The sequence below is a fragment of the Burkholderia sp. Bmkn7 genome, assembly GCF_041103175.1.
In the GTDB taxonomy this organism is placed as follows: domain Bacteria; phylum Pseudomonadota; class Gammaproteobacteria; order Burkholderiales; family Burkholderiaceae; genus Burkholderia; species Burkholderia cepacia.
Window position 1 is genome coordinate 2,909,623 of record NZ_JBGCUH010000003.1, and the last position, 23,806, is coordinate 2,933,428.

A 23,806-nucleotide genomic window follows, 5' to 3' on the forward strand; every position below is an offset into this window, starting at 1 on the left:
CGGCCGAGTATACGGGGCGCGGCGCCAGTGCGTGAAGCCTTGGCCGCCGCCGTCCGCATTGTGAACTCGAATACCCAAGGATCGCCTGCCCATGCCTGCCCTGATCGAAGACTACGCCCTCGTCGGCGACGGCCACACCGCCGCGCTGGTCGCCAAAGACGGCTCCGTCGACTGGCTGTGCTGGCCCCGCTTCGATTCGGGCGCCTGCTTCGCGGCGCTTCTCGGCACCCCCGAGCACGGCCGCTGGCTGCTCGCGCCGGCCGCCGACGCCGCGATCACGCACACGTCACGCCGCTACCGCGGCGACACGCTGATTCTCGAAACCGACTACGAAAGCGCCGACGGTGCCGTCACCGTGGTCGACTTCATGCCGCCCGGCAACGGCTGGTCCGAGCTGGTGCGGATCGTCATCGGCCGCCACGGCAAGATGAAGATGCGCATGGAGCTCGTGCTGCGCTTCGACTACGGTTTCTCGATTCCGTGGGTCACGCAGCTGACCCGCGAGGACGGCATGAAGGCGATCGCGGGCCCTGACACCGTCGTGCTGCGCACGCCGGTGCCGCTCACCGGCAAGAACCTCCATACGCTCGCGGAATTCACCGTGAACGCCGATGAACGTGTGCCGTTCTCGCTCAGCTATGCGGCGTCGCACATGCGGCTGCCGCCCGCCCGCGATCCGCTGTCGATGCTCGCGCGCACCGAGAACTACTGGCTCGAATGGTCGGGCCGCTGCCAGGTACAGGGCCGCTACGCGGCCGCCGTGCGCCGTTCGCTGATCACGCTGAAGGCGCTGGCCTATGAGCCGACCGGCGGGATCGTCGCGGCGCCGACCACGTCGCTGCCCGAGAAGATCGGCGGCAATCGCAACTGGGACTACCGCTACTGCTGGCTGCGCGACGCGACGATCACGCTGCTCGCGCTGATGCGCGGCGGCTACTACGACGAGGCGCGCGCGTGGCGCACGTGGCTCGGCCGCGTGATGGCAGGCTCGCCCGAACAGATCCAGATCATGTACGGGATCGCCGGCGAACGCCGGCTGCCGGAAATGGAACTCGACTGGCTGCCCGGCTACCAGGACTCGAAGCCGGTGCGCGTGGGCAACGGCGCCGCGAACCAGCTCCAGCTCGACGTGTTCGGCGAGGTGATGGCCGCGCTGCACCTCGCGCGCGTGGGCGGCCTGCAGGCCGACGACACGGTGTGGTCGGTGCAGTGCGCGCTGCTCGACCATCTCGAGAAGATCTGGCAGGAACCCGACGAAGGCATCTGGGAAACGCGCGGCGGCCGCCGCCATTTCACGTTCTCGAAGGTGATGGCGTGGGTCGCGTTCGACCGCGCGATCAAGTCGGCGGAGATGTTCCGGCTGCCCGGCTCGCTCGACCGCTGGCGCGCGCTGCGCGAGCAGATCCATGCCGACGTGTGCAACAACGCATGGCACGAAAGCAAACGGGCGTTTGCACAGAGCTACGGCAGCGACGAACTCGACGCGAGCGTGCTGCTGATGCCGCTGCTCGGCTTCCTGCCGCCGGAGGATCCGCGCATCGTCGGCACGGTCGAAGCGATCGAGCGGGAGTTGCTGCACGACGGGCTCGTGATGCGCTACCGTACGACCGAATACGACGACGGCCTGCCGCCCGGCGAAGGCACGTTTCTCGCGTGCAGTTTCTGGCTGGTCGACAACTATGCGCTGCTGGGCCGGATCGACGACGCGCACCGCCTGTTCAGCCGGCTGCTCGCGCTGTCGAATGACCTCGGGCTGCTCGCCGAGGAGTACGACCCGGTGGCCGGGCGGCTCGTCGGCAATTTCCCGCAGGCGTTCTCCCATGTGGCGCTCGTGCATACCGCGATGAACCTGATGCACCACGAGGACGCGATGGCGCGCGCGGCCGGCCAGCCGGCCCCGGCCGTCGCCACGGGGCGCTGAACGGGGCGCGAGCGGCTTGTTCAGAGAACGTCAAATCGCAAAACTTTGATGAAAAATCGGGGAAATGTTGCATTGCACCACCCATCGTTGTCCGATATGATCGACGCGATTGTCCGGCTGCAGTGCAACATGGCCGGCCGCTGACCCACACGGCACGCCGCGACGCCCCACGCCGCCCTTGCGCACCGTCCCCCACGCGGGAGTAGTCTGCATGCTTTACCAACTGCACGAATTCCAGCGAGCCATGCTGAGCCCGCTGACGGCCTGGGCCCAGGCCGCGTCCAAGTCGTTCGCCAATCCGTCCAGCCCGTTCTCGCTGATGCCGGGTGCGCCGCGGATGGCCGCCGCGTATGAGCTGATGTACCGGCTCGGCAAGGATTACGAGAAGCCCGAGTTCAACATTCACCAGATCGTCAAGGACGGCCACAACATCCCGATCGTCGAGCAGACGATCGTCGAGAAGCCGTTCTGCCGACTGCTGCGCTTCAAGCGTTATTCGGACGACGCCGACGCCGTCACGCAGTTGAAGGACGAGCCGGTCGTGCTGGTCTGCGCGCCGCTGTCGGGCCACCACTCGACGCTGCTGCGCGACACCGTGCGCACGCTGCTGCAGGATCACAAGGTGTACATCACCGACTGGATCGACGCGCGGATGGTGCCGGTCGAAGTTGGCCCGTTCCACCTGCACGACTACATCGCGTACATCCAGGAATTCATCCGTCACATCGGCGCGCGCAACCTGCACGTGATCTCGGTGTGCCAGCCGACGGTGCCGGTGCTCGCGGCGATCTCGCTGATGGCCAGCCGCGGCGAGGACACGCCGCTCACGATGACGATGATGGGCGGCCCGATCGATGCGCGCCGCAGCCCGACGTCGGTGAATTCGCTCGCCACGCAGCACTCGACCGCGTGGTTCGAGAACAACGTGATCCACACGGTGCCCGCGAATTACCCGGGCGAAGGCCGCCAGGTGTATCCGGGCTTCCTGCAGCACACGGGTTTCGTCGCGATGAACCCGGAGCGGCACGCACAGTCGCACTGGGATTTCTACCAGAGCCTGCTGCGCGGCGACGAGGAAGACGCCGAAGCGCACCGCCAGTTCTATGACGAATACAACGCGGTGCTCGACATGGCCGCCGAGTATTACCTCGAGACGATCCGCGTCGTGTTCCAGGAATTCCTGCTGGCCGAGGGCACGTGGGATGTCGAAGGCGAGCGCGTGCGTCCGCAGGACATCAAGCGTACCGCGCTGATGACGATCGAAGGCGAACTCGACGACATCTCCGGCAGCGGCCAGACGCACGTCGCGCACGAGCTGTGCACGGGCATCCCGCAGGACCAGCGCCGCAGCCTGACCGCCGAGAAGTGCGGTCACTACGGGATTTTCTCGGGCCGCCGCTGGCGCACGATCATCTATCCGCAACTGCGCGACTTCATCCGCGAGCATGCGCCGGAGCCGAAGCACGGTGCGACGAAGGATGCCGCGGATGCGCCGGCGCCCAAGACGCTCTCCGCCGTGCCGGCCAGCAATGCGCCGCTCGAAACGACGCGCGCCACCGCGGCGAAGCGCACGCGCGCGAAGGCCCCCGCCAAGGCAGTCGCAGCGGCTCCGGCCAAGGCCGCACCGGCCGCGAAACGCGCCGCCAGCGGCCCGCGCGTCAAGGCCGTGCGCACGCGCAAGGCCGCCTGACGCACCGCGTTCCGACGAAAAAACGCCGCCGTTGCCTGCGCACGGCGGCGTTTTTGCATCCTTCGACCGCTTCAGCTCGGCCGGTGCGTCAGCGACGCAGCAGATACGCGAGCAGCAACTCGGTGTTCATGCGGACCATCTCGGCGCGTTCGTCGGTGTCGGTGAAATCGCGGCCGAGCGTCGCGGCGAGCGTGAAGCGGTTCGACACGATGTAGTAGCCGAGCCCCGACAGCGTCACGTAGAAGCGCAGCGGATCGACGTCGGTGCGGAACAGCCCGGCCTTCTGGCCGCGCGTCAGCACGTTGCCGAGCTTCGCGACGATCGGCGACATCATCTCGCGGATCCGCGTCGACTTGTGCAGGTAGCGCGCTTCGTGCAGGTTCTCGTTGTTGATGAGCCTGAGCAGTTCCGGATGGTCGCGGTAGTAGTCCCAGACGAAATGCGCGAGCCGCGTGACGGCTTCCACCGGCGCGACGCCATCGAGGTCGAGCACGCGCTCGGCCTCGGTCAGCGCGGAGAACGCGTGTTCGAGCACGGCCGTGAACAGCTGTTCCTTGCTGCCGAAGTAGTAATAGAGCATGCGCTCGTTGGTTTCGGCCCGGCGCGCGATCTGGTCGACGCGCGCGCCGAACAGCCCTCCACTCGCGAACTCTTCGGCTGCCGCCATCAGGATGCGGCGGCGCGTACCTTCAGGATCTCTTTTGATTTTTGGCTGATTCATGGTGGCGTTTTGCTATGTGAGCCGCTTGATCCGGACCGGCACCCCCACCGCCTCGGCGCCGGCCGCCCTGGAACGGGCGCGCCGCGGGCGGCCGCCCTCCTGCTGAGCCCCTGCAAAAAAGCGGTTCGATTATGCGCACAGACGGCGTCCAGCGCAATGCGGGAAATCGGCGATAATCGAGCTTTGGCAAACCTTTCCGGCCGCGCCCGAAGCGGCCGAGAGCCATTCGGCGCCGCTGCGCCCGTTGTCACCGTGACCGACTCCAAAACACTCGCGGATCGCATCGAAGATCTGCTTCCCCAGACGCAATGCACGAAGTGCGGCTATAACGGCTGCCGGCCGTACGCCGAGGCGATCGCCGCCGGCGACGCGAACTACAACCAGTGCCCGCCCGGCGGCGCCGAAGGCATCGCGCGCCTCGCGGGCCTGCTCGGCAAGCCCGTGATTCCGCTGAACCCCGTGAACGGCAGCGAACATCCGCGCGCCGTCGCCTTCATCGACGAAAGCCTGTGCATCGGCTGCACGCTGTGCATGCAGGCGTGCCCGGTCGACGCGATCGTCGGGGCGCCGAAGCAGATGCACACGATCGTCGAGTCGCTGTGCACGGGTTGCGACCTGTGCGTGCCGCCCTGCCCGGTCGACTGCATCGCGATGCTGCCGGTGACCGGTGAACGCACCGGCTGGGACGCGTGGTCGCAGGAACAGGCCGATGCCGCGCGCGAACGCCACGACCTGCGGCTCGCGCGCCAGCGCCGCGAACGCGAAGCCGCCGAAGCGCGTGCGGCCGCACGCCGCGCGGCCAGCGCCGCGAAGCCGGCCGCGGCCCCCGCGGGAACGCCATCCGCCGCACCGGCCCCGGACGACGCGGAAGCGAAGAAGCGCGCGATCATCGCCGCCGCGCTCGAGCGTGCGCGCAAGAAGAAGGAAGAACTGTCCGGGCAAGGTGCCGGGCCGAAGAACACCGAGGGTGTGAGCGCGGCCGTCCAGGCACAGATCGACGCCGCCGAGGCGCGCCGCAAGCGGCTCGCGGAACAGCAGGCCCAACGCGACGCCGAAGCGGCGGCCGCGAGCGGCAACGACGAAGAGAACGACGCAGGCAACGACGGCCCGGGCGGCCCGTCCGCACCGCCCGACCAGAACGCTCCATGAACGCCAGCAAACGACGCGCGATCTACGAAACGCTGCAGAGCCTCAATCCGCATCCGACCACCGAGCTCGAATACTCGACGCCGTTCGAGCTGCTGATCGCCGTGATGCTGTCCGCTCAGGCGACCGACGTATCGGTCAACAAGGCGATGCGGAAGATGTTTCCGGTCGCGAACACCCCGCGACAAATCGTCGCACTCGGCGAAGAAGGCGTCACCGAGTACATCAAGACGATCGGCCTGTACCGGACCAAGGCGAAGAACGTGGTCGCGACGTGCCGGATCCTGCTCGACCGCTACGACGGCGAGGTACCGGCCGATCGCGAAGCGCTGGAAGGCCTGCCGGGCGTCGGCCGCAAGACCGCGAACGTCGTGTTGAACACCGCGTTCGGCCAGCCGACGATCGCGGTGGACACGCACATCTTCCGCGTCGCGAACCGCACGGGGCTCGCGCCGGGCAAGGACGTGCGCGCCGTCGAGGCCGCGCTCGAGAAGTTCACGCCGAAGGAGTTCCTGCAGGACGCGCATCACTGGCTGATCCTGCACGGTCGCTACGTGTGCAAGGCCCGCAAGCCCGAATGCTGGCATTGCGCGATCGAGCCGCTGTGCGAATTCAGGCCGAAGACCCCGCCGCCCAACGAGTGACGCGCAACCGCGGCCGGCCTGCCGCAAACCGCCGGTCGCCATGCGGCCCGACGCCCGACGCTTGACGCACACCCCACCAGCCGCCCTCCGCCGGCCACTCGCGGCCGCGACCGCGCGTAGCCACCCGCGCCGCCGCCGCTTCCCCCCTCCCGACTAGGCGTTGGAGGTCGCGGTCGCGTCGTCGGCCGCCGCGCCGCCCGCGCGCACCAGCGCCAGCACGGCGGCCAGGATCGCGACGCCGCCCGCCCACTGCAGCGGCGACAGCGCCTCGCCGAACAGCAGCGCCGCCAGCGCGACCGTCACGACCGGTTCGAGCGTCGACAGCATCGACGTGCGCGCGGCCCCAAGCCGTTCGAGCCCGGCAAAGAACGCGATCATCGCCGCGACCGTCGACACGAGCGCGATCGCAAGCATCGACGCCCAGCCGCCGGCCGTCGCGGGCCAGCGCGGCGGCGCGCCGAACGCCGCGGTCCGCACGACGGCGATCGCCACGAGCATCGCGGTCGCCGACAGGCAGATGATCGCGGTGGTCGCGAGCGGATCGACGCCGCGCGTCGCCTTCGTGCCGCCGACGATGTACAGCGAATAGATCACCGCGGCAGCCAGCGCGAGCGCGATCCCGAGCGGCTCGCCATGCCCGCCGCCGACCATCAGCGCCGAACCCGCGACGCACAGCACCAGTGCGACGGCCTTCGCGCGCGTGAGGTGCTCGCCGAGCCACCACGCGGCCAGCAGCGTGACGAAGGCCGGATACAGGTACAGCAGCAGCGCGACAAGGCTCGCCTGCGCGTGTTGCAGCGCACTGAAGTAGCAGAACGACTGCCCGACGTAGCCGAGCGCGCCCATCGCCACGAGCGGCGCGAGCGCGCGCCCGCGCGGCCACGTGACGCGGCGATGCCGTGCGATCGCGGCGAGCACCGCACCGCCGATCGCGAAGCGCACGATCAGCAGCCCGAGCACGTCGACACCGGCCGCATACGCGTAGCGGCCGAAGATCGCCATCGCGCCGAACGCGGCGGCGGACAACGCGACGTAGAGCGTGCCCTGCAGGGCTGCGGACGATGGGCGGGCGGTGGCGGTCATGACGGAACGGATGAGAACGGTGCGGTGACGGGAAACGGTGGAGTGTAGCGGCGCGGCGGCCACGAGCCTAGCCCGCGCTTACCCCGCGCTTACCCCGCGCTTACCCCGCACTTACCCGTTACCCGGCACCGGCGGCGCACCTCACCGGCCCGTGCCGCGCATCCGCAAGGCCCGCCGGCCACCGCCGCTGCGGCCACGCGATTGCGCCAACCCGCCGCCAGCGCCGCCCGCCGACCCGGCGTACAATGCGCGACGCGGCATCCAGCCGTCCGAATCACGACGTTTCCCCACCATGTTCAATCCAAGCCGCGACGAAGTGCGTCGCTTTTTCACCGAGACCTGGCGCAAGCAGCGCGCCGGCGAGATCCTGACGCCGCTGGAAGCGATGGCAGCCGACTGGATCGTCGAGCATCCCGAATACCACGACGAACTCGCCGACGCCGATGGCGCCTCCGCGCGCGAGTACACGCCCGAGGAAGGCCGCACGAACCCGTTCCTGCACCTGTCGATGCATCTCGCGATCAGCGAGCAGCTGTCGATCGACCAGCCGCCCGGCATCCGCGCCGCGCACGACAAGCTCGCGGCGAAGCTCGACTCGACCCACGACGCGCAGCACGTGATCATGGAATGCCTCGGCGAGACGATCTGGGAAGCCCAGCGCACGAACACGCCACCCGATACCGACGCGTACCTGCAGCGCATCCTGCGCCGCGCATCGCGCGACTGAGCGCCGCCGCGGCGGCCTGCAGGCGCCGGCGCACGGACAAAAAAATACCCCGCCGGGGCGGGGTATCCTTGCTGCGCGGGCCCGCCGGGCCCGTCGCGCTTACTTCTTGAACACGAGATCGGTCTCTTTCAGCGACTCGATGTAGGCCGCGATGTCCTTCATGTCGCTGACCGACAGGCTCTGCACCTGTGCCTGCATGATCGCGTTGTTGCGGCCAATCAGCGGGTTCGTCAGCCCCATCTGGTACTGGCGCATCGCCCACACGAGGTAGTCGGCATGCTGGCCGGCGAGGCGCGGATATTCGGCGTTGATCGGCTTGTTCATCTGCGCGCCGTGGCAGGCCGCGCAGTTGTGCGATTCGACCAGTTCCTTGCCCTTCGTGATGTCCGCCGCGTGCGCGGTACCGATCGCGAGGCCGGCCGCCAGTGCAACCGCCGCCGTCTTGAATGCGTTGTTCATGAATGCTCCTGTCCCGCCGAGCGATCGGCGGCGCGCGCTTACTTGTAGGGGTTGTCCTTCGAGTCGGCCTTCTGGGCGGCGTAGTACGCCGACAGATCCGCGATGTCCTGGTCCGTCAGCGAACCGGCGATCGCATTCATCGACGGGAAGTGACGATCCTTCTTGCGGTAGGCCTTCAGCGCGTTCTCGAGATATTGCTGGTTCTGGCCGCCGAGGACAGGCACCCGGTAGACCTCCGGGTACGCCGCGCGGTAGTCCTGGATGCCGTGGCAACCGATGCACATGGCGACCTTGCTCGCCCCGTCCTTCGGGTTGCCGACCACACCGGCCGCCTGCGCGCTGCCCGCGAGCGCCACGAGCGCTGCGACAACGACGTGTTTGCCGACGAATTTGTTCATAGCTCTTGTAACCTAGCTTGAGGGGAAACTGGCGCCGAAGCGGCAACGGCCCGCGCCGTTTTGCTTGTCGGTCGCCACGCAGGCCAAAAAAAACGGCCAGATTGTACCGCGTCGGCGGGGAACGCGTCCACAAGGCGCCCCGCCACAGTCCCGCAACGATACGCGGGCGCGGCCCAACCGGACAGCCCTTCTGACTTATACTGGGTTTTTTTCCCCGATTGAGAAGAGCGCCGCCATGCGTTTCGAAGGGTCCTCGCACTACGTCGCCACCGACGATCTGAAGCTCGCGGTCAATGCCGCGCTGACGCTGCAACGCCCGCTGCTGATCAAGGGCGAGCCCGGCACCGGCAAGACCATGCTCGCCGAGGAAGTGGCCGCCGCGCTCGACATGCCGCTGCTGCAGTGGCACATCAAGTCGACCACCAAGGCGCAGCAGGGCCTGTACGAATACGACGCCGTGTCGCGGCTGCGCGATTCGCAGCTCGGCGACGAGCGCGTGAAGGACATCTCGAACTACATCGTCAAGGGCGTGCTGTGGCAGGCGTTCGATGCCGAGCACCCGAGCGTGCTGCTGATCGACGAGATCGACAAGGCCGACATCGAATTCCCGAACGACCTGCTGCGCGAGCTCGACCGGATGGAATTCCACGTGTACGAGACGCGCGAGACGGTTCGCGCGAAGCACCGCCCGCTCGTCATCATCACGTCGAACAACGAGAAGGAGCTGCCCGACGCGTTCCTGCGCCGCTGCTTCTTCCACTACATCCAGTTCCCCGACCCGTCGACGATGCAGAAGATCGTCGCGGTCCATTTCCCGGACATCCGCGAGGAGCTGCTGCGCGCGGCGCTCGAGAGTTTCTTCGAATTGCGCGGCGTGTCGGGCCTGAAGAAGAAGCCGTCGACGTCCGAGCTGCTCGACTGGCTGAAACTGCTGCTCGCCGAGAACATCCCGGCCGACGCGCTGCGCGGCGCGGACGCGAAGCAGATCGTGCCGCCGCTCGCGGGCGCGCTGCTGAAGAACGAGCAGGACCTGAGCCTGCTCGAGCGGCTCGTCTACATGAACCGGCACAACCGGTAATCCCCCTCACCCGCGAAGGCCCGGCCATGCTGCTCAATTTCTTCTACGCGCTGCGCGCAGCCAAGCTGCCCGTCTCGGTGAAGGAATACCTGACGCTGCTCGAAGCGCTGAAGGCCGGGCTGATCTCGCCGTCGATCGACGCGTTCTACTTCCTCGCGCGCATGACGCTCGTCAAGGACGAGCAGTACTTCGACAAGTTCGACCAGGCGTTCGGCGCGTATTTCCACGGCGTGTCCGCGCTGCCGTCGGATGCATTCGACATTCCGCTCGACTGGCTCGAAAAGCGCCTCGAGCGCGAGCTGTCGCCGGAGGAGAAGGCGCAGATCGAGGCGATGGGCGGGCTCGACAAGCTGATGGAGCGCCTGAAGGCGCTGCTCGACGAGCAGAAGGAGCGCCACGAAGGCGGCAACAAGTGGATCGGCACCGGCGGCACGTCGCCGTTCGGGCACGGCGGCTACAACCCGGAAGGCGTGCGCATCGGCGGCCCGTCGAACGGCAACCGCACCGCGGTGAAGGTGTGGGAGGCGCGCGCGTACCGCGACTACGACGATTCCGTCGAGATCGGCACGCGCAACATCAAGGTCGCGCTGCGGCGGCTGCGCCGCTTCGCGCGCGAAGGCGCCGCCGAGGAGCTCGACCTGCCCGGCACGATGCGCAGCACCGCCGCGAACGCGGGCTGGCTCGACCTGCGGATGGTGCCCGAGCGCCGCAACAACGTGAAGGTGCTGATGCTGCTCGACGTCGGCGGCTCGATGGACGATCACATCAAGCGCACCGAGGAGCTGTTCTCGGCCGCGAAGGCCGAATTCAAGCACCTGGAGTTCTTCTACTTCCACAACTGCGTGTACGACCACCTGTGGAAGAACAACCGCCGCCGCCACTCGGAACGCACCGCGACGTGGGACGTGCTGCACAAGTTCACGCCCGACTACAAGCTGATCTTCGTCGGCGACGCGACGATGAGCCCGTACGAAGTGCTGCAGCCCGGCGGCTCGGTCGAATACAACAACCCGGAAGCCGGCGCCGTGTGGCTGCGCCGCCTCGCCGACCAGTTCCCCCATCATGCATGGCTGAACCCGGAGCCCGAGCGGCTATGGGAATACCGGCAATCGGTCGCGGTGATCCGCGACCTGCTCGGCCATCGCATGTATCCGCTCACGCTCGCGGGCCTCGAAACCGCGATGCGCGCACTCAGCAAGTAACGACACCCACCAAGACACGAAGGTCGCCTCCGGGCGGCCTCCCCCCGGAGAGAGCATGAACCCCTCGCCCACCGCGAGCGCCAGCCGCGCCGGCGGCCGCCGCTTTTTCGCCGATACATCCGTGTCCGCGCTCGTCGCCGGCTTCGTCGCGATGATGACCGGCTACACGAGCTCGCTCGTGCTGATGTTCCAGGCCGGCCGCGCCGCCCACCTCACCGATGCGCAGATCTCGTCGTGGATCTGGGCGCTGTCGATCGGCATGGCGCTGACGACGATCGGCCTGTCGCTGCGTTTTCGCGCGCCCGTCGTCGTCGCGTGGTCGACGCCCGGCGCCGCGCTGCTGATCGCGTCGCTGCCCGGCGTGCCCTACCCCGAGGCGATCGGCGCGTTCGTCGTCTGCGCGGTGCTGCTGACGGCCGTCGGCGTGAGCGGGCTGTTCGACACGCTGATGCGCAAGATTCCGGCCGGCATCGCCGCCGCCCTGCTCGCGGGCATCCTGTTCGAGATCGGCATCGAGATCTTCCGCGCCGCGCAGTTCCAGACCGCGCTCGTGCTCGCGATGTTCTTCACGTACCTGATCGTCAAGCGGCTCGCGCCGCGCTATGCGATCGTGACGACGCTGATCGTCGGCACGGCGGTGGCCGGCGGCCTCGGCCTGCTCGACTTCAGCGGCTTTCACATCGCGTTCGCGAAACCCGTGTTCACGATGCCGGCGTTCTCGATCGCGTCGATCGTCAGCATCGGCATTCCGCTGTTCGTCGTCGCGATGGCGTCGCAGAACGTGCCGGGCATCGCGGTGCTGCGCGCGGACGGTTATCGGACCCCGTCGTCGCCGCTGATCGCGACCACCGGCCTCGCATCGCTGCTGCTCGCGCCGTTCGGCTCGCACGGCGTGAACCTCGCGGCGATCACGGCCGCGATCTGCACGGGCCCGGAAGCGCACGAGGATCACGCGAAACGTTACACGGCCGCCGTTTGGTGCGGCCTGTTCTACCTGGTCGCCGGTGTCTTCGGCGCGACGATCGCCGCGCTGTTCGCGGCGCTGCCGAAGGCGCTCGTCGTGTCGGTCGCCGCGCTCGCGTTGTTCGGCTCGATCATGAGCGGCCTCGCGAACGCGATGCAGGACGTGAAGCAGCGCGAAGCCGCGCTCGTCACGTTCATGGTCACCGCGTCGGGCCTCACGCTGCTGTCGATCGGCTCGGCCTTCTGGGGGCTCGTCGCGGGGATCGTCACGCAGGTGATCCTGAACGCGCGCCGCCCCGCGTAATGCGGCACGGCGCTCGCCGGACATGCCAAAACGTGCTCGACGCGAATCGGGCCTAGAATGATGGCTTGGAAGCGGCGCCCGGCGCCGCTTCGCTTCGCCGCCGCGCTCGCGCGGCCCGTGAGAACCCGGCGCCCTGCGCCCTTCTTCCGAATCGCCATGACTACCGCACTCGACCAGCTGAAGCAGTACACGACCGTCGTCGCCGACACGGGCGATTTCCAGCAGCTTGCGCAATACCAGCCGCAGGACGCGACCACGAACCCTTCGCTGATCCTGAAGGCCGTCCAGAAGGACGCGTACAAGCCGATCCTCGAGAAAACCGTCCGCGATCATCGCAACGAAAGCACCGACTTCATCATCGACCGCCTGCTGATCGCATTCGGCACCGAGATCCTGAAGCTGATCCCGGGCCGCGTGTCGACCGAGGTCGACGCGCGCCTGTCATTCGACACCCAGCGCTCGATCGACAAGGGCCGCGAACTCATCAAGCTGTACGAAGCAGCCGGCATCGGCCGCGAGCGCATCCTGATCAAGCTCGCGTCGACGTGGGAAGGCATCCGCGCGGCCGAAGTGCTGCAGAAGGACGGGATCAAGTGCAACATGACCCTGCTTTTCTCGCTCGTGCAGGCCGCCGCCTGCGCGGAAGCCGGCGCGCAGCTGATCTCGCCGTTCGTCGGCCGCATCTACGACTGGTTCAAGAAGCAGGCCGGCGCGGAGTGGAATGAAGAGAAGGACGGTGGCGCGAACGATCCGGGCGTGCAGTCGGTGCGCCGCATCTACACGTACTACAAGACGTTCGGCTACAAGACCGAAGTGATGGGCGCGAGCTTCCGCACGACCAGCCAGATCACCGAACTCGCCGGCTGCGACCTGCTGACGATCAGTCCCGATTTGCTGCAGAAGCTGCAGGACAGCAACGAGACGGTCACGCGCAAGCTGTCGCTGGAAGCGCTGCACGACAAGCCCGCCGCTCGCGTCGCGATCGACGAGGCAGCGTTCCGCTTCCAGCTGAACGACGACGCGATGGCAACCGAAAAGCTCGCCGAAGGCATCCGCGTATTCGCCGCCGATGCGGTGAAGCTCGAGAAGCTGATCGACTCGCTGCGCTGAGCCGCGATACGCGTCAGCGGGGGTCAGTAACACTGACAACAGCCGTCAGCAGGCACGACGCACACGGCCGCGAACGTCATGTTCGCGGCCGTTTTTATTTTTCATTCCATCGTCAGGCACGCGCACTACAATCCACGTCACGGGTGCGGCGGCCGCCTCCCGATGCCCCCTTTTCCCGGTCAGTCTTGTACGACGCCGAACCCGCGCAGATGCGCAGGCCGGCCCATCACAGGAGACAACGATGCAAGTTCAACCGTACCTGACGTTCTACGGTCGCGCCGACGAAGCCCTTCAGTTCTACGAAAAGGCGCTCGGTGCGAAGACGATGTTCAAGATGCACTTCAAGGACGCGCCGCCGAATCCCGACTACCCGATGGCGCCGGAGATGGCCGACAAGGTGATGCATGCGAGCTTCACGATCGGCGACTCGATGATCATGTGCTCGGACGGCGACTGCAGCCAGCCGGCAGGCGCCGCGCACGCCGGCTATTCGCTGTCGCTGAACCCGGAGACGGTCGAGGAAGGCCAGAAGCTGTTCAATGCGCTCGCCGACGGCGGCGAAGTGACGATGCCGTTCGGCAAGACGTTCTGGGCGCTCGGCTTCGGGATGGCCAAGGATCGCTTCGGCGTGCACTGGATGGTCAACGTCGAAGACCTGTCGCAGCGCGAGGAGCTCGCGAAACACGCGCAGGGCTGATGAAAAAACGCCCGCCACCGCAAGGGGGCGGGCGTTTTCGTTACCGCGCGACGTCCGTCTCAGCCTTCGACGACGTCGAGATAATCCTCCGGCCGCGTGCGATCCTCCGCATGCGCGATGCCCATCACGCGCACCAGCACGCTCACCGCCACCGCCACCACCAGGTTCACGATCAGCGACCACACGGCCGCGTAGCCGGGAATCGCGAGACCGAACAGGTGGATCGTGAAGATCGAACTCGCCAGCTTCAGCGAGACCGCCATCCACGTACCGCAGATGATGCCTGCCGCCCAGCCGGCCAGCAGGCCGCGATGGTCGAGCACGCGCGTGTACAGGCCGAGCACGATCGCGGGCAGCGTCTGGATGATCCAGATCCCGCCGAGCAGCTGCAGCTGGATCGCGTAGGTCAGCGGCAGCCCGAGGATGAACGCGACCGCGCCGACCTTCACGATCAGCGACACGAGCTTCGCGACGTGCGTCTCCTGCTCGTGCGACATGTTGCGGTTCACGAACTCGCGGTGAATGTTGCGCGTGTACAGGTTCGCGGCCGCGATCGACATGATGGCCGCCGGCACCAGCGCGCCGATGCCGATCGCCGCGAACGCGACGCCGACGAACCACGACGGGAAATACTCGAGGAACAGCGCGGGCACCGCGAAGTTCGGGCCGAACGCCTTGAAGTACGGCGCGTACTGCGGCATGTCCTTCACGCCCGACGCGAGCGCCATGTAGCCGAGCAGCGCGAGCAGGCCGAGCACGAACGAGTACGCGGGCAGCATCGCCATGTTGCGGCGGATCGAGTTGCCGGACGACGACGACAGGATCGCCGTGACCGAGTGCGGATACAGGAACAACGCGAGCGCCGAGCCGATCGCGAGCGTCGCGTACGCGCTGTAGCCGTTCAGGCTCATCGCGTCGGGCGCCTTCAGCAGCAGCTTGGCCGGCGGCACGCTCGCGAAGATGTGTCCGAAGCCGCCGAGCTTGGCCGGGATCACGATGACCGCCGCGGCGATCGTGATGTAGATCAGGATGTCCTTGACGATCGCGATCATCGCGGGCGCGCGCAGGCCCGACGTGTACGTGTACGCGGCGAGGATCGCGAACGCGATGATCAGCGGCAGGTCGCCGACGAAGCCGGTCGTGTCGAAGCCGAGCGCGCCGATCACCACCTCGATGCCGACGAGCTGCAGCGCGATGTACGGCATCGTCGCGACGATGCCCGTCACCGCGATCGCGAGCGCGAGCATCCGGCTGCCGTAGCGCGCGTTGACGAAGTCGGCGGCCGTCACGTAGCCGTGCCGCTTCGCGATGCTCCACAGCTTCGGGAACACGACGAACGCGAACGGATAGATCAGGATCGTATAGGGCAGTGCGAAGAAACCCATCGCGCCGGCGCCGAACACGAGCGCGGGCACCGCGACGAAGGTGTACGCCGTATAGAGGTCGCCGCCGAGCAGGAACCACGTGACGATCGTGCCGAAGCGGCGTCCGCCGAGGCCCCATTCGTCGAGATGGGCGAGATCGCCGCGCCGCCAGTTCGCGGCCAGGAAACCGATGATCGTGACGCCGATGAACAGCAGGACGAAGACGAAGGTTGCGCCGAGATTCATCGCGCACCTCCCTGCGGGCCGCTCGCCTTCCACGCGTTCTTGGTCTTGAAATACACGAACGCGGTGATCACCGCGCTGATGAAGACCCAAAGCAGCTGGTACCAGTAGAAAAACGGAAAACCGAACATCTGCGGTTCGATCTTGCTGTACGACGGTACCCAGACCATCGCGATCAGCGGCAGTACCAGCAGCCAGAGCCAGCGCTTGGCGGCCCGGTTGGCGTCGGCATCGTGAGCCATGACGTCTCCTCTTCTTTCCCGGTTATCGATCTTGTTGAGCGGGTACGGCGCCGAGAGGAGCGCAAAACGGGTAGGCTGCGGCTCCCCTGGCTTCGCGCCAGTATAGGAGCCGCGAGCACGCGGTCAAGCGGGGGCGAACCCGATGTGATCCGCCCCTTGTCGCGTGGTTGCACCGGCCTGCCGCCGGTGCCTGAAGCGTCAGATCGCGAACGAGGTATCGCGCGCGCCGGTCGTTTCTTTCAAAGCTTTCACCCACTTGCGTGCGGGCAGCTTCAGCGTGTCCTCGATCAGCTTCGCACGCGCGTCGAGCTGTGCGAACGACACGTCGAGCGCGGGGCCCGAGAACGCGATCGCGATCCGGTTGCCGTCATGCACTTCCGGCAGCGCGATGACGCGATGATCGAACGCCGCGTTCAGGTGCTTCATGTTGCGCACGAAGCTCGGATGGTCGCCGAACAGGTTGATCGTCGCGATGCCCGCGTCGGCAAGACAGCCGCGCACCGCACGGTAGAACGCGACGCTGTCGAGCACCGGGCCGCGCGCGGTCGCGTCGTACAGGTCGATCTGGATCGCGCCCGTCGTGCCGCGGTTGGCCGGGTCGTTGACGAAGTCCCATGCGTCGGCTTCATGCACGGCGAGACGCGCATCGTCGGGCGGCAACGCGAACATCGTGCGCGCGGCGACGATCACGGCCGGGTTCAGCTCGACGGCCTCGACCTTCGCTTGCGGGAGGAAACGGTGCGAGAACTTGGTCAGCGCGCCGGTGCCGAGTCCGAGCTGGACGATCCGCCCGGGCGTTTCGAGGAACAGCAGCCACGCCATCATCTGCTGCGCGTATTCGAGCTCGATGTGCAGCGGCTTCGAGATCCGCATCGCGCCCTGTACCCACTCGGTGCCGAAGTGCAGGAAGCGCACGCCGCCCTCTTCCGAGAACGTGACGGGCGCGAAGCGCGGCTTGCGCGGCGCTTCGAGCACGGGCACGTCGTCGTGTTCGTCGATGTCCGGGCGGCGCTTCACGCGCGGCGGCTGGAGTTTTTCGGAGCCGTTGTAGGCGGACGGCTTGCGATTCTTGAACGCGCGCGCCTCGGCGGACGCGCGCTTGATCAGTCGGGTCATGATTGAATCTCGCTGGGTGACGCTGGTTTTAGCGGACGAGAGGATAGCATTGGTGGGGGATGGCGGCCGCGAGGTACGCCCGGCTGCACCCGACTTCGAATCCCGTTGGCGATACTCGACATTCATCGCTAGAAGGAGGAAACATGACCTCAACCGACAGGAAGATCTGGTTTCCGGCGAAACGCTACGGATGGGGCTGGGGATTGCCGGTTGCGTGGCAGGGCTGGGTCGTGCTGGTGCTGTTCGCGCTCGGGATCATCGCGAGTGCGTGGCTCGCGCCGCCTCACCGATCGCCGTTCGCCTACGCCATTTGCATCGTGGCGTTGGTCGCGCTGCTGATTGCCGTGTGCTGGCTCAAGGGCGAGAAACCCGGGTGGCGTTGGGGCAAGGACGATTGACGGTCAGGCTCGACACGCAGCCCGTGCGGTCGCGGTTCGTCGGCAGGAAACACCCCTCCCCTCCGTCATCGATACACCGCGGCCACACTCTGTCGATCGGCTGAATTGTCCCGAATCTCCCTGCGACGCGAGGATGCGAAAGAACGGCCGTGTGCGGGAAGGACACATGCTCGCGTCCGCATCGACACGCATCCCGATGCCGAACCGGCTTCGCCCGTCGGCGCTCTCCCCCAGGTTGTCCCGCGCCTGACGCCGCAGCCGAACTGCCGCACCAGGTTCCCGCGCGCACTTCGAAATATACCCAAATAGGGATATATTCATCGATGGATCACCGAAGCCGGACGTCGATCTGATCCGTGAACGCCTGAAAGCAGCCGAAGCGCACGCAAAAGGAGAAAGTCGATGATCGACATCGAGCAGGGCAGCGGTAACGTCTACGCCGATCTGGGTAGGCGCGATGCCGACGAAATGCTTGTGAAGGCGCAACTCGCCGCCAAGATCGCCGAGATCATCAAGGCGCGCAAATGGACGCAGCAGCATGCCGCGCGATTGCTCGGCATGACGCAACCGAAACTGTCGAACATGCTGCGCGGACAGTTTCGCGGCGTGAGCGAAACGAAGATGCTCGAGTATCTGGCGAAGCTCGGGCGCGACGTGCAGATCGTCGTCGGCCCCGACCGTCATTCGGAAATCGAGGGGCACATCGAAGTCGTATTCGCAGCCTGACGGCAGCGCCGTGCTCATCAAGAAATCATTCGGCGCCAGAATTCCAGCTTCTGCTCGAACGACAACATCGCATTCGCCGGGCTCGACGAAGGCAGCACGAGCGTCTCGTACCCGGCCTGGCCGATCACGTCGGCGAACCGCCCTGCCGTCTTGCCGTTGAAGCACACGCGCTTCAGCAACGGCGCATGGTCCCGCAACGATTCGAAGTCGTTCGGCTTCGCATTCCGGATGGCCGAGTCGAGACTGCCTTTCCGATGGCACGCATCGAGGACGTCCCAGATGCCGATGCCATGCGAAAGCACGCACGCGAGCCGCGCATCGTACGGCAGTTCATGAAGCGTCGGCTCGCCGAGCACCGCCCCCAGCAACCGCCAGAACTGGTTGCGCGGATGCGCGTAATACTGCGCGGCATCGAGCGACGCCTCGCCCGGAAAGCTGCCGAGGATCATCGTGTGCGTATGCGGCCCGACGACCGGCGCAAACCCCTGCAGCATCACGCGTCTCCACGCGGCCCGACGGACCGGGGTCCGTCGCCGTGCGCATCGAGATGACGCCACAGCGCCGGCAGCATGCATTCGGTCACCATCAACGGCTTGCCGTGACGCTGGAAAACCGAACGCCGCGCGGCGAACGCATGCGGCGCGCGCGCGCCCGCGCCGAGCGCATGGCTCGCGAGCGCATACAGCGGATGGCCGGCGATCACGCGCCGGCTGACGAGCGCAGAACGTTCGACCTGCGGATCGCTGTACAGCAACTCGGCCAGCGGCCGCGTGCGCAGCCGCCGCATTGCCTGCCACACGCCCTTGCTGGCCGCGAGCGGCGCGATGCTGTGCGCGGCAACAAAAGGCGTGCCGTCGACCGACAGGATCACCTCGCGCACCCACATCGGCGCGCGCGGCGAACTGGCGAGCGCGTCGGGCTCGTCGAACCACGGGCAGTCGACGGCCTCGCGCGTCACGCGCACGCTCACGCGGCCGAGCCGCGCGAGGTGCGCGGTCAGCGATCCGCCGCGCGTCAGCCAGTCGCGCTGGTCGAGCGTGCAGCCAGGCCGCGGCGTCTCGCGCCAGCCGGCCTGCCCGCCGTCGAATCGCAAGCGCGCGTTCACGCGGCGCGCGACAGCAGCAGCGCGTTGGTCCGCTTCACGAAGCTCGCCGGATCGTCCAGCATGCCGCCTTCGGCCAGCAGCGCCTGATCGAACAACAGATGGGCCCAGTCGCCGAAATCGGCGCTGTCGGCCTTCAGTTGCTTGACGAGCGCGTGCTCCGGGTTGATTTCGAGGATCGGCTGCATCGCCGGCGCATTCTGGCCGGCCGCCTTCAGCATCCGCTGCAGGTAGCCGCTCATGTCGTTGTCGTCGGCGACGAGGCACGACGGCGAATCGGTCAGGCGGAACGTGACGCGCACTTCCTTCACCTTGTCGCCGAGCGCTTCCTTCATCTTCTCGACGACGGGCTTGATCGCCTCGCCCGCTTCTTCCTGCGCCTTCTTCTCTTCGTCGTTCAGCTCGCCGAGATCGAGGTCACCGCGCGCCACGCTCGCGAGCGGCTTGCCGTCGAATTCATGCAGGAACGACAGCATCCATTCGTCGACGCGGTCGGTCAGCAGCAGGACCTCGACACCCTTCTTGCGGAACACTTCGAGGTGCGGGCTGTTCTTCGCGGCCTGCCACGTATCGGCCGTCACGTAGTAGATCTTGCTCTGCTCGGGCTTCATGCGCGACACGTAGTCGGCGAGCGACACGTCCTGCGCGTCGGTGTCGCCGTGCGTCGACGCGAAGCGCAGCAGCTTCGCGATGCGCTCACGGTTCGCGTGATCCTCGCCGAGGCCTTCCTTCAGCACCTGGCCGAACGCGCCCCAGAACGTCTTGTACTTCTCCTTGCCGGCATCCTCTTCCGCGTTCGCGAGTTCCTCGAGCATCGACAGCGCGCGCTTGGTCACGCCTTCGCGGATCGCCTTCACGTCGCGGCTTTCCTGCAGGATTTCACGCGACACGTTCAGCGGCAGGTCGGCCGAATCGACGACGCCCTTCACGAAGCGCAAGTATTGCGGCAGCAGCTGCTCGGCGTCGTCCATGATGAACACGCGCTTCACGTACAGCTTCAGGCCGCCGCGGTAGTCGCGGTTCCACAGGTCGAACGGCGCGTGCGCCGGCACGAACAGCAGCTGCGTGTATTCGCTGCGGCCCTCGACGCGGTTGTGGGTCCACGTGAGCGGATCCTGGTGGTCGTGCGCGATGTGCTGGTAGAACTGCGTGTACTGCTCGTCGGTGACGTCGCTCTTCGAACGCGTCCACAGCGCGCTCGCCTGGTTGACGGTCTCGTCCTCGTCCTTCAGGACCATCTCGCCCTTTTCCTGATCCCACTCTTCCTTCTGCATCAGGATCGGCAGCGCGATGTGATCGGAATACTTCTGGATGATCGACTTCAGGCGGTGCGACGACAGCAGCTCGTCCTCGCCTTCGCGCAGGTGCAGCGTGATCGTCGTGCCGCGCTGCGCGCGCTCGATCGCATCGATCGTGAAGTCGCCCTCGCCCGCGCTTTCCCAGCGCACGGCTTCGTTCGCCGGCACGCCCGCGCGGCGCGTCTCGACGGTGATCTTGTCCGCGACGATGAAGCCCGAGTAGAAACCGACGCCGAACTGGCCGATCAGCGCCGCGTCCTTCTGCTGGTCGCCGGACAGCTTCGTGAAGAATTCCTTGGTGCCCGAACGCGCGATCGTGCCGAGGTTCGCGATCGCCTCGTCGCGGCTCATGCCGATGCCGTTGTCCTCGATCGTGATCGTGCGTGCGGCCTTGTCGAAGCCGATGCGGATGCGCAGGTTCGGATCGTTCTCGTACAGCGCGTTGTCCGCGAGCGCCTCGAAACGCAGCTTGTCGGCCGCGTCGGACGCGTTCGACACCAGTTCGCGCAGGAAGATTTCCTTGTTGCTGTAGAGCGAATGGATCATCAGGTGGAGAAGTTGCTTGACCTCTGCCTGAAAGCTCATCGTTTCATGTGCCATGGATGCTGTTTCCTCTTACTTGAACTTGAATGGTGTGGCGCAGCCCGGCGCGCGATGCCGGACGGCGCTGGAGGGCCACCGCCTGGCGCAAGCGGTTTGCGCGCGTATCTGGGGATCGCACGCCCGATTTCAAGGGCCGGCGTGCGGCGCCCGGTTACGACGCGCGGCGTACGGCCGAATCGATATAGCGCGACAGCAGCCCCGGCAGCGCCGGATCGCCGCAGTTCGCGACGTTGAAGCGCATCCACGTCGACGGCGATTGCTGCGGCGAGAACAGGCTGCCCGGCGTCAGCAGAAAGCCGGCCTCGTGCGCGACCGCCGCGAGCGCATCGGAGTCGACACCCGTATCGGCCCACAGGAACATCCCGGCCGCCGGCATCGTGAAGAGGCCGAGCCCGGTGCGCTCGAGCATCCGCGCGGTCTTGTCGCGCACGCCGTCGAGCCGCGCGCGCAGCCGCTCGACGTGGCGCCGGTAATGCCCTTCGGTCAGGATCTTGTAGAGCACGCGCTCGTTGAGCTCGGGCGTCGTCATCCCGACCAGCATCTTCTGGTCGGTGACCGCCTTCGCGATCTCCGGCGCGCACGCGACATAGCCGACCCGCAGGTTCGCCGCGAGCGTCTTCGAATAGCTGCCGAGGTAGATCACGCGCTTCAGCTGGTCGAGGCTCGCGAGGCGCGTGGCCGGATAGCTCGGCGGGCACAGGTCGCCGTACACGTCGTCCTCGACGACGAGGAAGTCGTACGCCTCCGCGAGCTTCAGGATCCGGAACGCCTGCGCGGCCGACAGCGACGTGCCGGTCGGGTTCTGCAGCACCGAGTTGATCACGAGCATCTTCGGCCGCCACATCTGCACCAGCGTCTCGAGCGCGTCGAGATCGGGGCCGTCCGGCGTGTAAGGCATCCCGACGAGTTGCGCGCCCTGCGCCGCGAAACGCCCGAACATCTGGAACCAGGCCGGATCGCCGACGATCACCGCGTCGCCGGGCCGCATGTAGATCCGCGAAATCAGGTCGATCGCCTGCGTGATCCCCGAGACGAGCACGATCTGCTCGGGTTTCGCGCCGATCTCGACTTCGGCGAGGCGCGTCTGCAGTTGCTGGCGCAGCGGCAGGAAGCCCTGCGCGGTGCCGAAGCCGAGCATCTGCGCGCCGGACTGGCGCCCGAGCGCGCGCAGCGCGCCGGTAATCAGTTCGCCGTCGAGCCAGCGGCCCGGCAGATAGCCGAGACCCGGCCCCTTTTCCGGGCTGACGGTATGCAGCATGTTGCGCAGCAGCCAGACGACGTCGATCGTGTTGTGCACCGGCGCGGCCTCGGCCACGCGCGCGACGCTGTCGGCCGGCTGCGGGCCGGCGGCCGTGCGCTCGCGCACGTAGAAACCCGAGCCGCGCCGCGAGTCGAGATAACCCTGCGCGACGAGCCGCTCATAGGCCTCGACGACGGTGAAGCGCGATACGCTCTTGTCGAGCGCGAGCTTGCGGATCGACGGCATCCGCATGCCGGGCCGGAACACGCGTTCGTCGATACGCCGCCGCGCCCACTGGACCAGCTGGTCGACGAGCGTGAGCGTGGCCGTATCGTGCGGCACGGGAATCTGGGCGAGTGGAACGGTGAACATGGGCGGCAGCTCCAACTGTACCGAAGGGTATCGCGCCGATTGTACCGTTACTGTGCCGGTAGCGACGATTACAGTTGACCGAATCGGCGACCATGCGGCCGCCGTTCCGGCACCGCCGCACCCGGCACCGCGCCCACCGGACCGCATCGCGGCCGGTACGCCGGCCGGGCCGGCCACCGCCCGGCGCCTCGCCAGCCCACCATGACACTTTCGCTTCCCGACCGACGTTCATGCCAGCCCGCTCCCTGACACTCGACCATCTCGTGATCGCCGCGCGCACGCTCGACGAAGGCGTACGCCATGTCGCCGACGCGCTCGGCATCGAACCGGCCGGCGGCGGCCGCCACCCGCTGATGCGCACCCACAATGCGCTGTTCGGCGCGTGGGGCGGGCTGTACCTCGAGGTGATCGCGATCGACCCCGACGCGCCGGCGCCGAACGACGGCGCCGAGCCGCCGCGCGCGCGGCTGTTCGCGCTCGACGAGCCGGCCATGCACGCGCGGCTCGCGCAAGGCCCGTTTCTCGCGCACTGGGTCGCGCGCGTCGACCGGCCGCGCCAGCTCGCGCTGTGGCAGAGCCAGTACCCGGCACGCATCGCGCCGGTCGTCGCGATGCGGCGCGGCGACCTGAGCTGGGGCCTCACCGTGCCCGACGACGGCGCGTTCCCCGCGTGGCAAGGCGCGGGCGACGGCCTCGTGCCGTCGCTGATCCAGTGGGACAGCACGCGCCACCCGTCCGAATCGCTGCCGGGCGACGGCGTCGCGCTGAAGGCGCTCAAGGGCGTCCACCCGCGCGCGGACGCGATCCGCGAGCAGCTCGACTGGCTCGGCGCCGCCCACCTGCTCGACCTCGAAGCCGCCGACGGCCCGCCCGCGCTCGTCGCCGAATTCGACACGCCGCAGGGCCCGCGCACGCTGCGCTGAGCCCCCCGCCGCCCCGCCCTTACCCCAATACCGGCA

The 23,806-nt window shown here is 67.3% G+C and carries 24 protein-coding genes; 13 read left to right on the forward strand and 11 right to left on the reverse strand.

Annotated elements, in window-relative coordinates; translation table 11 throughout:
* Nucleotides 1–91: 91 nt before the first annotated feature.
* Nucleotides 92–1,921: a glycoside hydrolase family 15 protein gene (locus tag AB3K92_RS35130; RefSeq protein ID WP_048026570.1), complete on the forward strand. Its 1,830-nt coding sequence runs from the start codon at nt 92–94 to the stop codon at nt 1,919–1,921.
* A 211-nt stretch (nt 1,922–2,132) separates the two neighbouring features.
* Nucleotides 2,133–3,611 (forward strand): polyhydroxyalkanoate depolymerase, encoded by a 1,479-nt coding sequence (locus tag AB3K92_RS35135; RefSeq protein ID WP_021161257.1) that lies wholly within the window; start codon nt 2,133–2,135, stop codon nt 3,609–3,611.
* 88 nt (nt 3,612–3,699) lie between these two features.
* Here the strand turns inward: AB3K92_RS35135 and AB3K92_RS35140 are convergent, their stop codons facing one another.
* A complete protein-coding gene (locus AB3K92_RS35140) occupies nt 3,700–4,332 on the reverse strand; it encodes a TetR family transcriptional regulator (protein ID WP_021161256.1) in 633 nt (210 codons plus the stop codon).
* Between the two features lie 156 nt (nt 4,333–4,488).
* On the opposite strand from AB3K92_RS35140, the gene rsxB reads away from it, so the two are divergent.
* Together rsxB and nth are read left to right on the forward strand one after the other, a co-directional pair.
* On the forward strand, nt 4,489–5,481 hold the full coding sequence (gene rsxB, locus AB3K92_RS35145; protein WP_059486358.1) for an electron transport complex subunit RsxB: 993 nt from the start codon (nt 4,489–4,491) through the stop codon (nt 5,479–5,481).
* On the forward strand, nt 5,478–6,122 hold the full coding sequence (gene nth, locus AB3K92_RS35150) for an endonuclease III (protein ID WP_042976184.1): 645 nt from the start codon (nt 5,478–5,480) through the stop codon (nt 6,120–6,122). Before rsxB ends, nth begins: the two co-directional genes overlap by 4 nt.
* 153 nt (nt 6,123–6,275) lie before the next feature.
* Here the strand turns inward: nth and AB3K92_RS35155 are convergent, their stop codons facing one another.
* Nucleotides 6,276–7,205, reverse strand: a complete 930-nt coding sequence (locus AB3K92_RS35155; protein WP_048026576.1) for a DMT family transporter — start codon at nt 7,203–7,205, stop codon at nt 6,276–6,278.
* A gap of 292 nt (nt 7,206–7,497) precedes the next feature.
* On the opposite strand from AB3K92_RS35155, the gene AB3K92_RS35160 reads away from it, so the two are divergent.
* Complete coding sequence (locus AB3K92_RS35160; protein WP_059497744.1) at nt 7,498–7,932, forward strand: DUF1841 family protein; 435 nt, start codon at nt 7,498–7,500, stop codon at nt 7,930–7,932.
* A gap of 99 nt (nt 7,933–8,031) precedes the next feature.
* On the opposite strand, the gene AB3K92_RS35165 is transcribed toward AB3K92_RS35160, so the two are convergent.
* Together AB3K92_RS35165 and AB3K92_RS35170 are read right to left on the reverse strand one after the other, a co-directional pair.
* On the reverse strand, nt 8,032–8,391 hold the full coding sequence (locus AB3K92_RS35165) for a cytochrome c (protein ID WP_021158558.1): 360 nt from the start codon (nt 8,389–8,391) through the stop codon (nt 8,032–8,034).
* A 38-nt stretch (nt 8,392–8,429) separates the two neighbouring features.
* Nucleotides 8,430–8,789 carry a c-type cytochrome gene (locus AB3K92_RS35170; protein ID WP_021158557.1) on the reverse strand — a complete coding sequence of 120 codons (360 nt, stop codon included), beginning with the start codon at nt 8,787–8,789 and terminating at the stop codon, nt 8,430–8,432.
* A 235-nt stretch (nt 8,790–9,024) separates the two neighbouring features.
* Between AB3K92_RS35170 and AB3K92_RS35175 the strand changes: the two genes are divergently transcribed.
* The 5 genes from AB3K92_RS35175 to AB3K92_RS35195 all read left to right on the forward strand — a co-directional run bounded on the left by AB3K92_RS35175 (nt 9,025) and on the right by AB3K92_RS35195 (nt 14,143).
* Nucleotides 9,025–9,867: a MoxR family ATPase gene (locus tag AB3K92_RS35175; protein ID WP_021158556.1), complete on the forward strand. Its 843-nt coding sequence runs from the start codon at nt 9,025–9,027 to the stop codon at nt 9,865–9,867.
* A gap of 26 nt (nt 9,868–9,893) precedes the next feature.
* The gene (locus tag AB3K92_RS35180; RefSeq protein WP_369466694.1) at nt 9,894–11,069 is read left to right on the forward strand and encodes a VWA domain-containing protein; all 1,176 of its coding nucleotides are present in this window, start codon (nt 9,894–9,896) and stop codon (nt 11,067–11,069) included.
* 55 nt (nt 11,070–11,124) lie between these two features.
* Nucleotides 11,125–12,336 carry a benzoate/H(+) symporter BenE family transporter gene (locus AB3K92_RS35185; protein ID WP_059497742.1) on the forward strand — a complete coding sequence of 404 codons (1,212 nt, stop codon included), beginning with the start codon at nt 11,125–11,127 and terminating at the stop codon, nt 12,334–12,336.
* A 156-nt stretch (nt 12,337–12,492) separates the two neighbouring features.
* A complete protein-coding gene (tal, locus tag AB3K92_RS35190; RefSeq protein WP_369466695.1) occupies nt 12,493–13,446 on the forward strand; it encodes a transaldolase in 954 nt (317 codons plus the stop codon).
* Nucleotides 13,447–13,687: 241 nt separating this feature from the next.
* Nucleotides 13,688–14,143 (forward strand): VOC family protein, encoded by a 456-nt coding sequence (locus AB3K92_RS35195; protein WP_059618903.1) that lies wholly within the window; start codon nt 13,688–13,690, stop codon nt 14,141–14,143.
* 59 nt (nt 14,144–14,202) lie between these two features.
* Here AB3K92_RS35195 and mctP read toward each other — a convergent pair whose 3' ends face one another.
* The 3 genes from mctP to AB3K92_RS35210 form a co-directional block, all read right to left on the reverse strand.
* On the reverse strand, nt 14,203–15,753 hold the full coding sequence (mctP, locus tag AB3K92_RS35200) for a monocarboxylate uptake permease MctP (protein ID WP_059816092.1): 1,551 nt from the start codon (nt 15,751–15,753) through the stop codon (nt 14,203–14,205).
* Entirely contained in the window at nt 15,750–15,992 is a 243-nt protein-coding gene (locus tag AB3K92_RS35205) for a DUF3311 domain-containing protein (RefSeq protein WP_021158552.1), read from the reverse strand. The genes mctP and AB3K92_RS35205 overlap by 4 nt, the downstream gene beginning before the upstream one ends.
* A 198-nt stretch (nt 15,993–16,190) precedes the next feature.
* The gene (locus AB3K92_RS35210; RefSeq protein WP_021158551.1) at nt 16,191–17,108 is read right to left on the reverse strand and encodes a spermidine synthase-like protein; all 918 of its coding nucleotides are present in this window, start codon (nt 17,106–17,108) and stop codon (nt 16,191–16,193) included.
* A 143-nt stretch (nt 17,109–17,251) separates the two neighbouring features.
* On the opposite strand from AB3K92_RS35210, the gene AB3K92_RS35215 reads away from it, so the two are divergent.
* Both AB3K92_RS35215 and AB3K92_RS35220 read left to right on the forward strand, forming a co-directional pair.
* Entirely contained in the window at nt 17,252–17,506 is a 255-nt protein-coding gene (locus AB3K92_RS35215) for a hypothetical protein (protein ID WP_021158550.1), read from the forward strand.
* Between the two features lie 402 nt (nt 17,507–17,908).
* Complete coding sequence (locus AB3K92_RS35220) at nt 17,909–18,232, forward strand: helix-turn-helix domain-containing protein (protein WP_059861884.1); 324 nt, start codon at nt 17,909–17,911, stop codon at nt 18,230–18,232.
* A gap of 17 nt (nt 18,233–18,249) precedes the next feature.
* Here AB3K92_RS35220 and AB3K92_RS35225 read toward each other — a convergent pair whose 3' ends face one another.
* From AB3K92_RS35225 to AB3K92_RS35240, 4 genes are all read right to left on the reverse strand, one after another.
* Entirely contained in the window at nt 18,250–18,726 is a 477-nt protein-coding gene (locus AB3K92_RS35225; RefSeq protein ID WP_021158548.1) for a DNA-deoxyinosine glycosylase, read from the reverse strand.
* Nucleotides 18,726–19,325: a chorismate lyase gene (locus AB3K92_RS35230; protein WP_042974122.1), complete on the reverse strand. Its 600-nt coding sequence runs from the start codon at nt 19,323–19,325 to the stop codon at nt 18,726–18,728. The genes AB3K92_RS35225 and AB3K92_RS35230 overlap by 1 nt, the downstream gene beginning before the upstream one ends.
* Before the next feature lie 8 nt (nt 19,326–19,333).
* On the reverse strand, nt 19,334–21,232 hold the full coding sequence (gene htpG, locus AB3K92_RS35235; RefSeq protein WP_059486340.1) for a molecular chaperone HtpG: 1,899 nt from the start codon (nt 21,230–21,232) through the stop codon (nt 19,334–19,336).
* A gap of 154 nt (nt 21,233–21,386) precedes the next feature.
* Complete coding sequence (locus AB3K92_RS35240) at nt 21,387–22,847, reverse strand: PLP-dependent aminotransferase family protein (RefSeq protein ID WP_369466696.1); 1,461 nt, start codon at nt 22,845–22,847, stop codon at nt 21,387–21,389.
* Between the two features lie 230 nt (nt 22,848–23,077).
* Between AB3K92_RS35240 and AB3K92_RS35245 the strand changes: the two genes are divergently transcribed.
* A complete protein-coding gene (locus AB3K92_RS35245) occupies nt 23,078–23,770 on the forward strand; it encodes a VOC family protein (RefSeq protein WP_048026596.1) in 693 nt (230 codons plus the stop codon).
* Nucleotides 23,771–23,806: the final 36 nt, after the last annotated feature.

Bases quoted from the DNA above. Each gene is read 5' to 3' on its own strand.
- AB3K92_RS35130 (WP_048026570.1), top strand. From the start codon at position 92: ATGCCTGCCCTGATCGAAGACTACGCCCTCGTCGGCGACGGCCACACC.
- AB3K92_RS35135 (WP_021161257.1), top strand. From the start codon at position 2,133: ATGCTTTACCAACTGCACGAATTCCAGCGAGCCATGCTGAGCCCGCTG.
- AB3K92_RS35140 (WP_021161256.1), bottom strand. From the start codon at position 4,332: ATGAATCAGCCAAAAATCAAAAGAGATCCTGAAGGTACGCGCCGCCGC.
- rsxB (WP_059486358.1), top strand. From the start codon at position 4,489: ATGCGGGAAATCGGCGATAATCGAGCTTTGGCAAACCTTTCCGGCCGC.
- nth (WP_042976184.1), top strand. From the start codon at position 5,478: ATGAACGCCAGCAAACGACGCGCGATCTACGAAACGCTGCAGAGCCTC.
- AB3K92_RS35155 (WP_048026576.1), bottom strand. From the start codon at position 7,205: ATGACCGCCACCGCCCGCCCATCGTCCGCAGCCCTGCAGGGCACGCTC.
- AB3K92_RS35160 (WP_059497744.1), top strand. From the start codon at position 7,498: ATGTTCAATCCAAGCCGCGACGAAGTGCGTCGCTTTTTCACCGAGACC.
- AB3K92_RS35165 (WP_021158558.1), bottom strand. From the start codon at position 8,391: ATGAACAACGCATTCAAGACGGCGGCGGTTGCACTGGCGGCCGGCCTC.
- AB3K92_RS35170 (WP_021158557.1), bottom strand. From the start codon at position 8,789: ATGAACAAATTCGTCGGCAAACACGTCGTTGTCGCAGCGCTCGTGGCG.
- AB3K92_RS35175 (WP_021158556.1), top strand. From the start codon at position 9,025: ATGCGTTTCGAAGGGTCCTCGCACTACGTCGCCACCGACGATCTGAAG.
- AB3K92_RS35180 (WP_369466694.1), top strand. From the start codon at position 9,894: ATGCTGCTCAATTTCTTCTACGCGCTGCGCGCAGCCAAGCTGCCCGTC.
- AB3K92_RS35185 (WP_059497742.1), top strand. From the start codon at position 11,125: ATGAACCCCTCGCCCACCGCGAGCGCCAGCCGCGCCGGCGGCCGCCGC.
- tal (WP_369466695.1), top strand. From the start codon at position 12,493: ATGACTACCGCACTCGACCAGCTGAAGCAGTACACGACCGTCGTCGCC.
- AB3K92_RS35195 (WP_059618903.1), top strand. From the start codon at position 13,688: ATGCAAGTTCAACCGTACCTGACGTTCTACGGTCGCGCCGACGAAGCC.
- mctP (WP_059816092.1), bottom strand. From the start codon at position 15,753: ATGAATCTCGGCGCAACCTTCGTCTTCGTCCTGCTGTTCATCGGCGTC.
- AB3K92_RS35205 (WP_021158552.1), bottom strand. From the start codon at position 15,992: ATGGCTCACGATGCCGACGCCAACCGGGCCGCCAAGCGCTGGCTCTGG.
- AB3K92_RS35210 (WP_021158551.1), bottom strand. From the start codon at position 17,108: ATGACCCGACTGATCAAGCGCGCGTCCGCCGAGGCGCGCGCGTTCAAG.
- AB3K92_RS35215 (WP_021158550.1), top strand. From the start codon at position 17,252: ATGACCTCAACCGACAGGAAGATCTGGTTTCCGGCGAAACGCTACGGA.
- AB3K92_RS35220 (WP_059861884.1), top strand. From the start codon at position 17,909: ATGATCGACATCGAGCAGGGCAGCGGTAACGTCTACGCCGATCTGGGT.
- AB3K92_RS35225 (WP_021158548.1), bottom strand. From the start codon at position 18,726: ATGCTGCAGGGGTTTGCGCCGGTCGTCGGGCCGCATACGCACACGATG.
- htpG (WP_059486340.1), bottom strand. From the start codon at position 21,232: ATGGCACATGAAACGATGAGCTTTCAGGCAGAGGTCAAGCAACTTCTC.
- AB3K92_RS35240 (WP_369466696.1), bottom strand. From the start codon at position 22,847: ATGTTCACCGTTCCACTCGCCCAGATTCCCGTGCCGCACGATACGGCC.
- AB3K92_RS35245 (WP_048026596.1), top strand. From the start codon at position 23,078: ATGCCAGCCCGCTCCCTGACACTCGACCATCTCGTGATCGCCGCGCGC.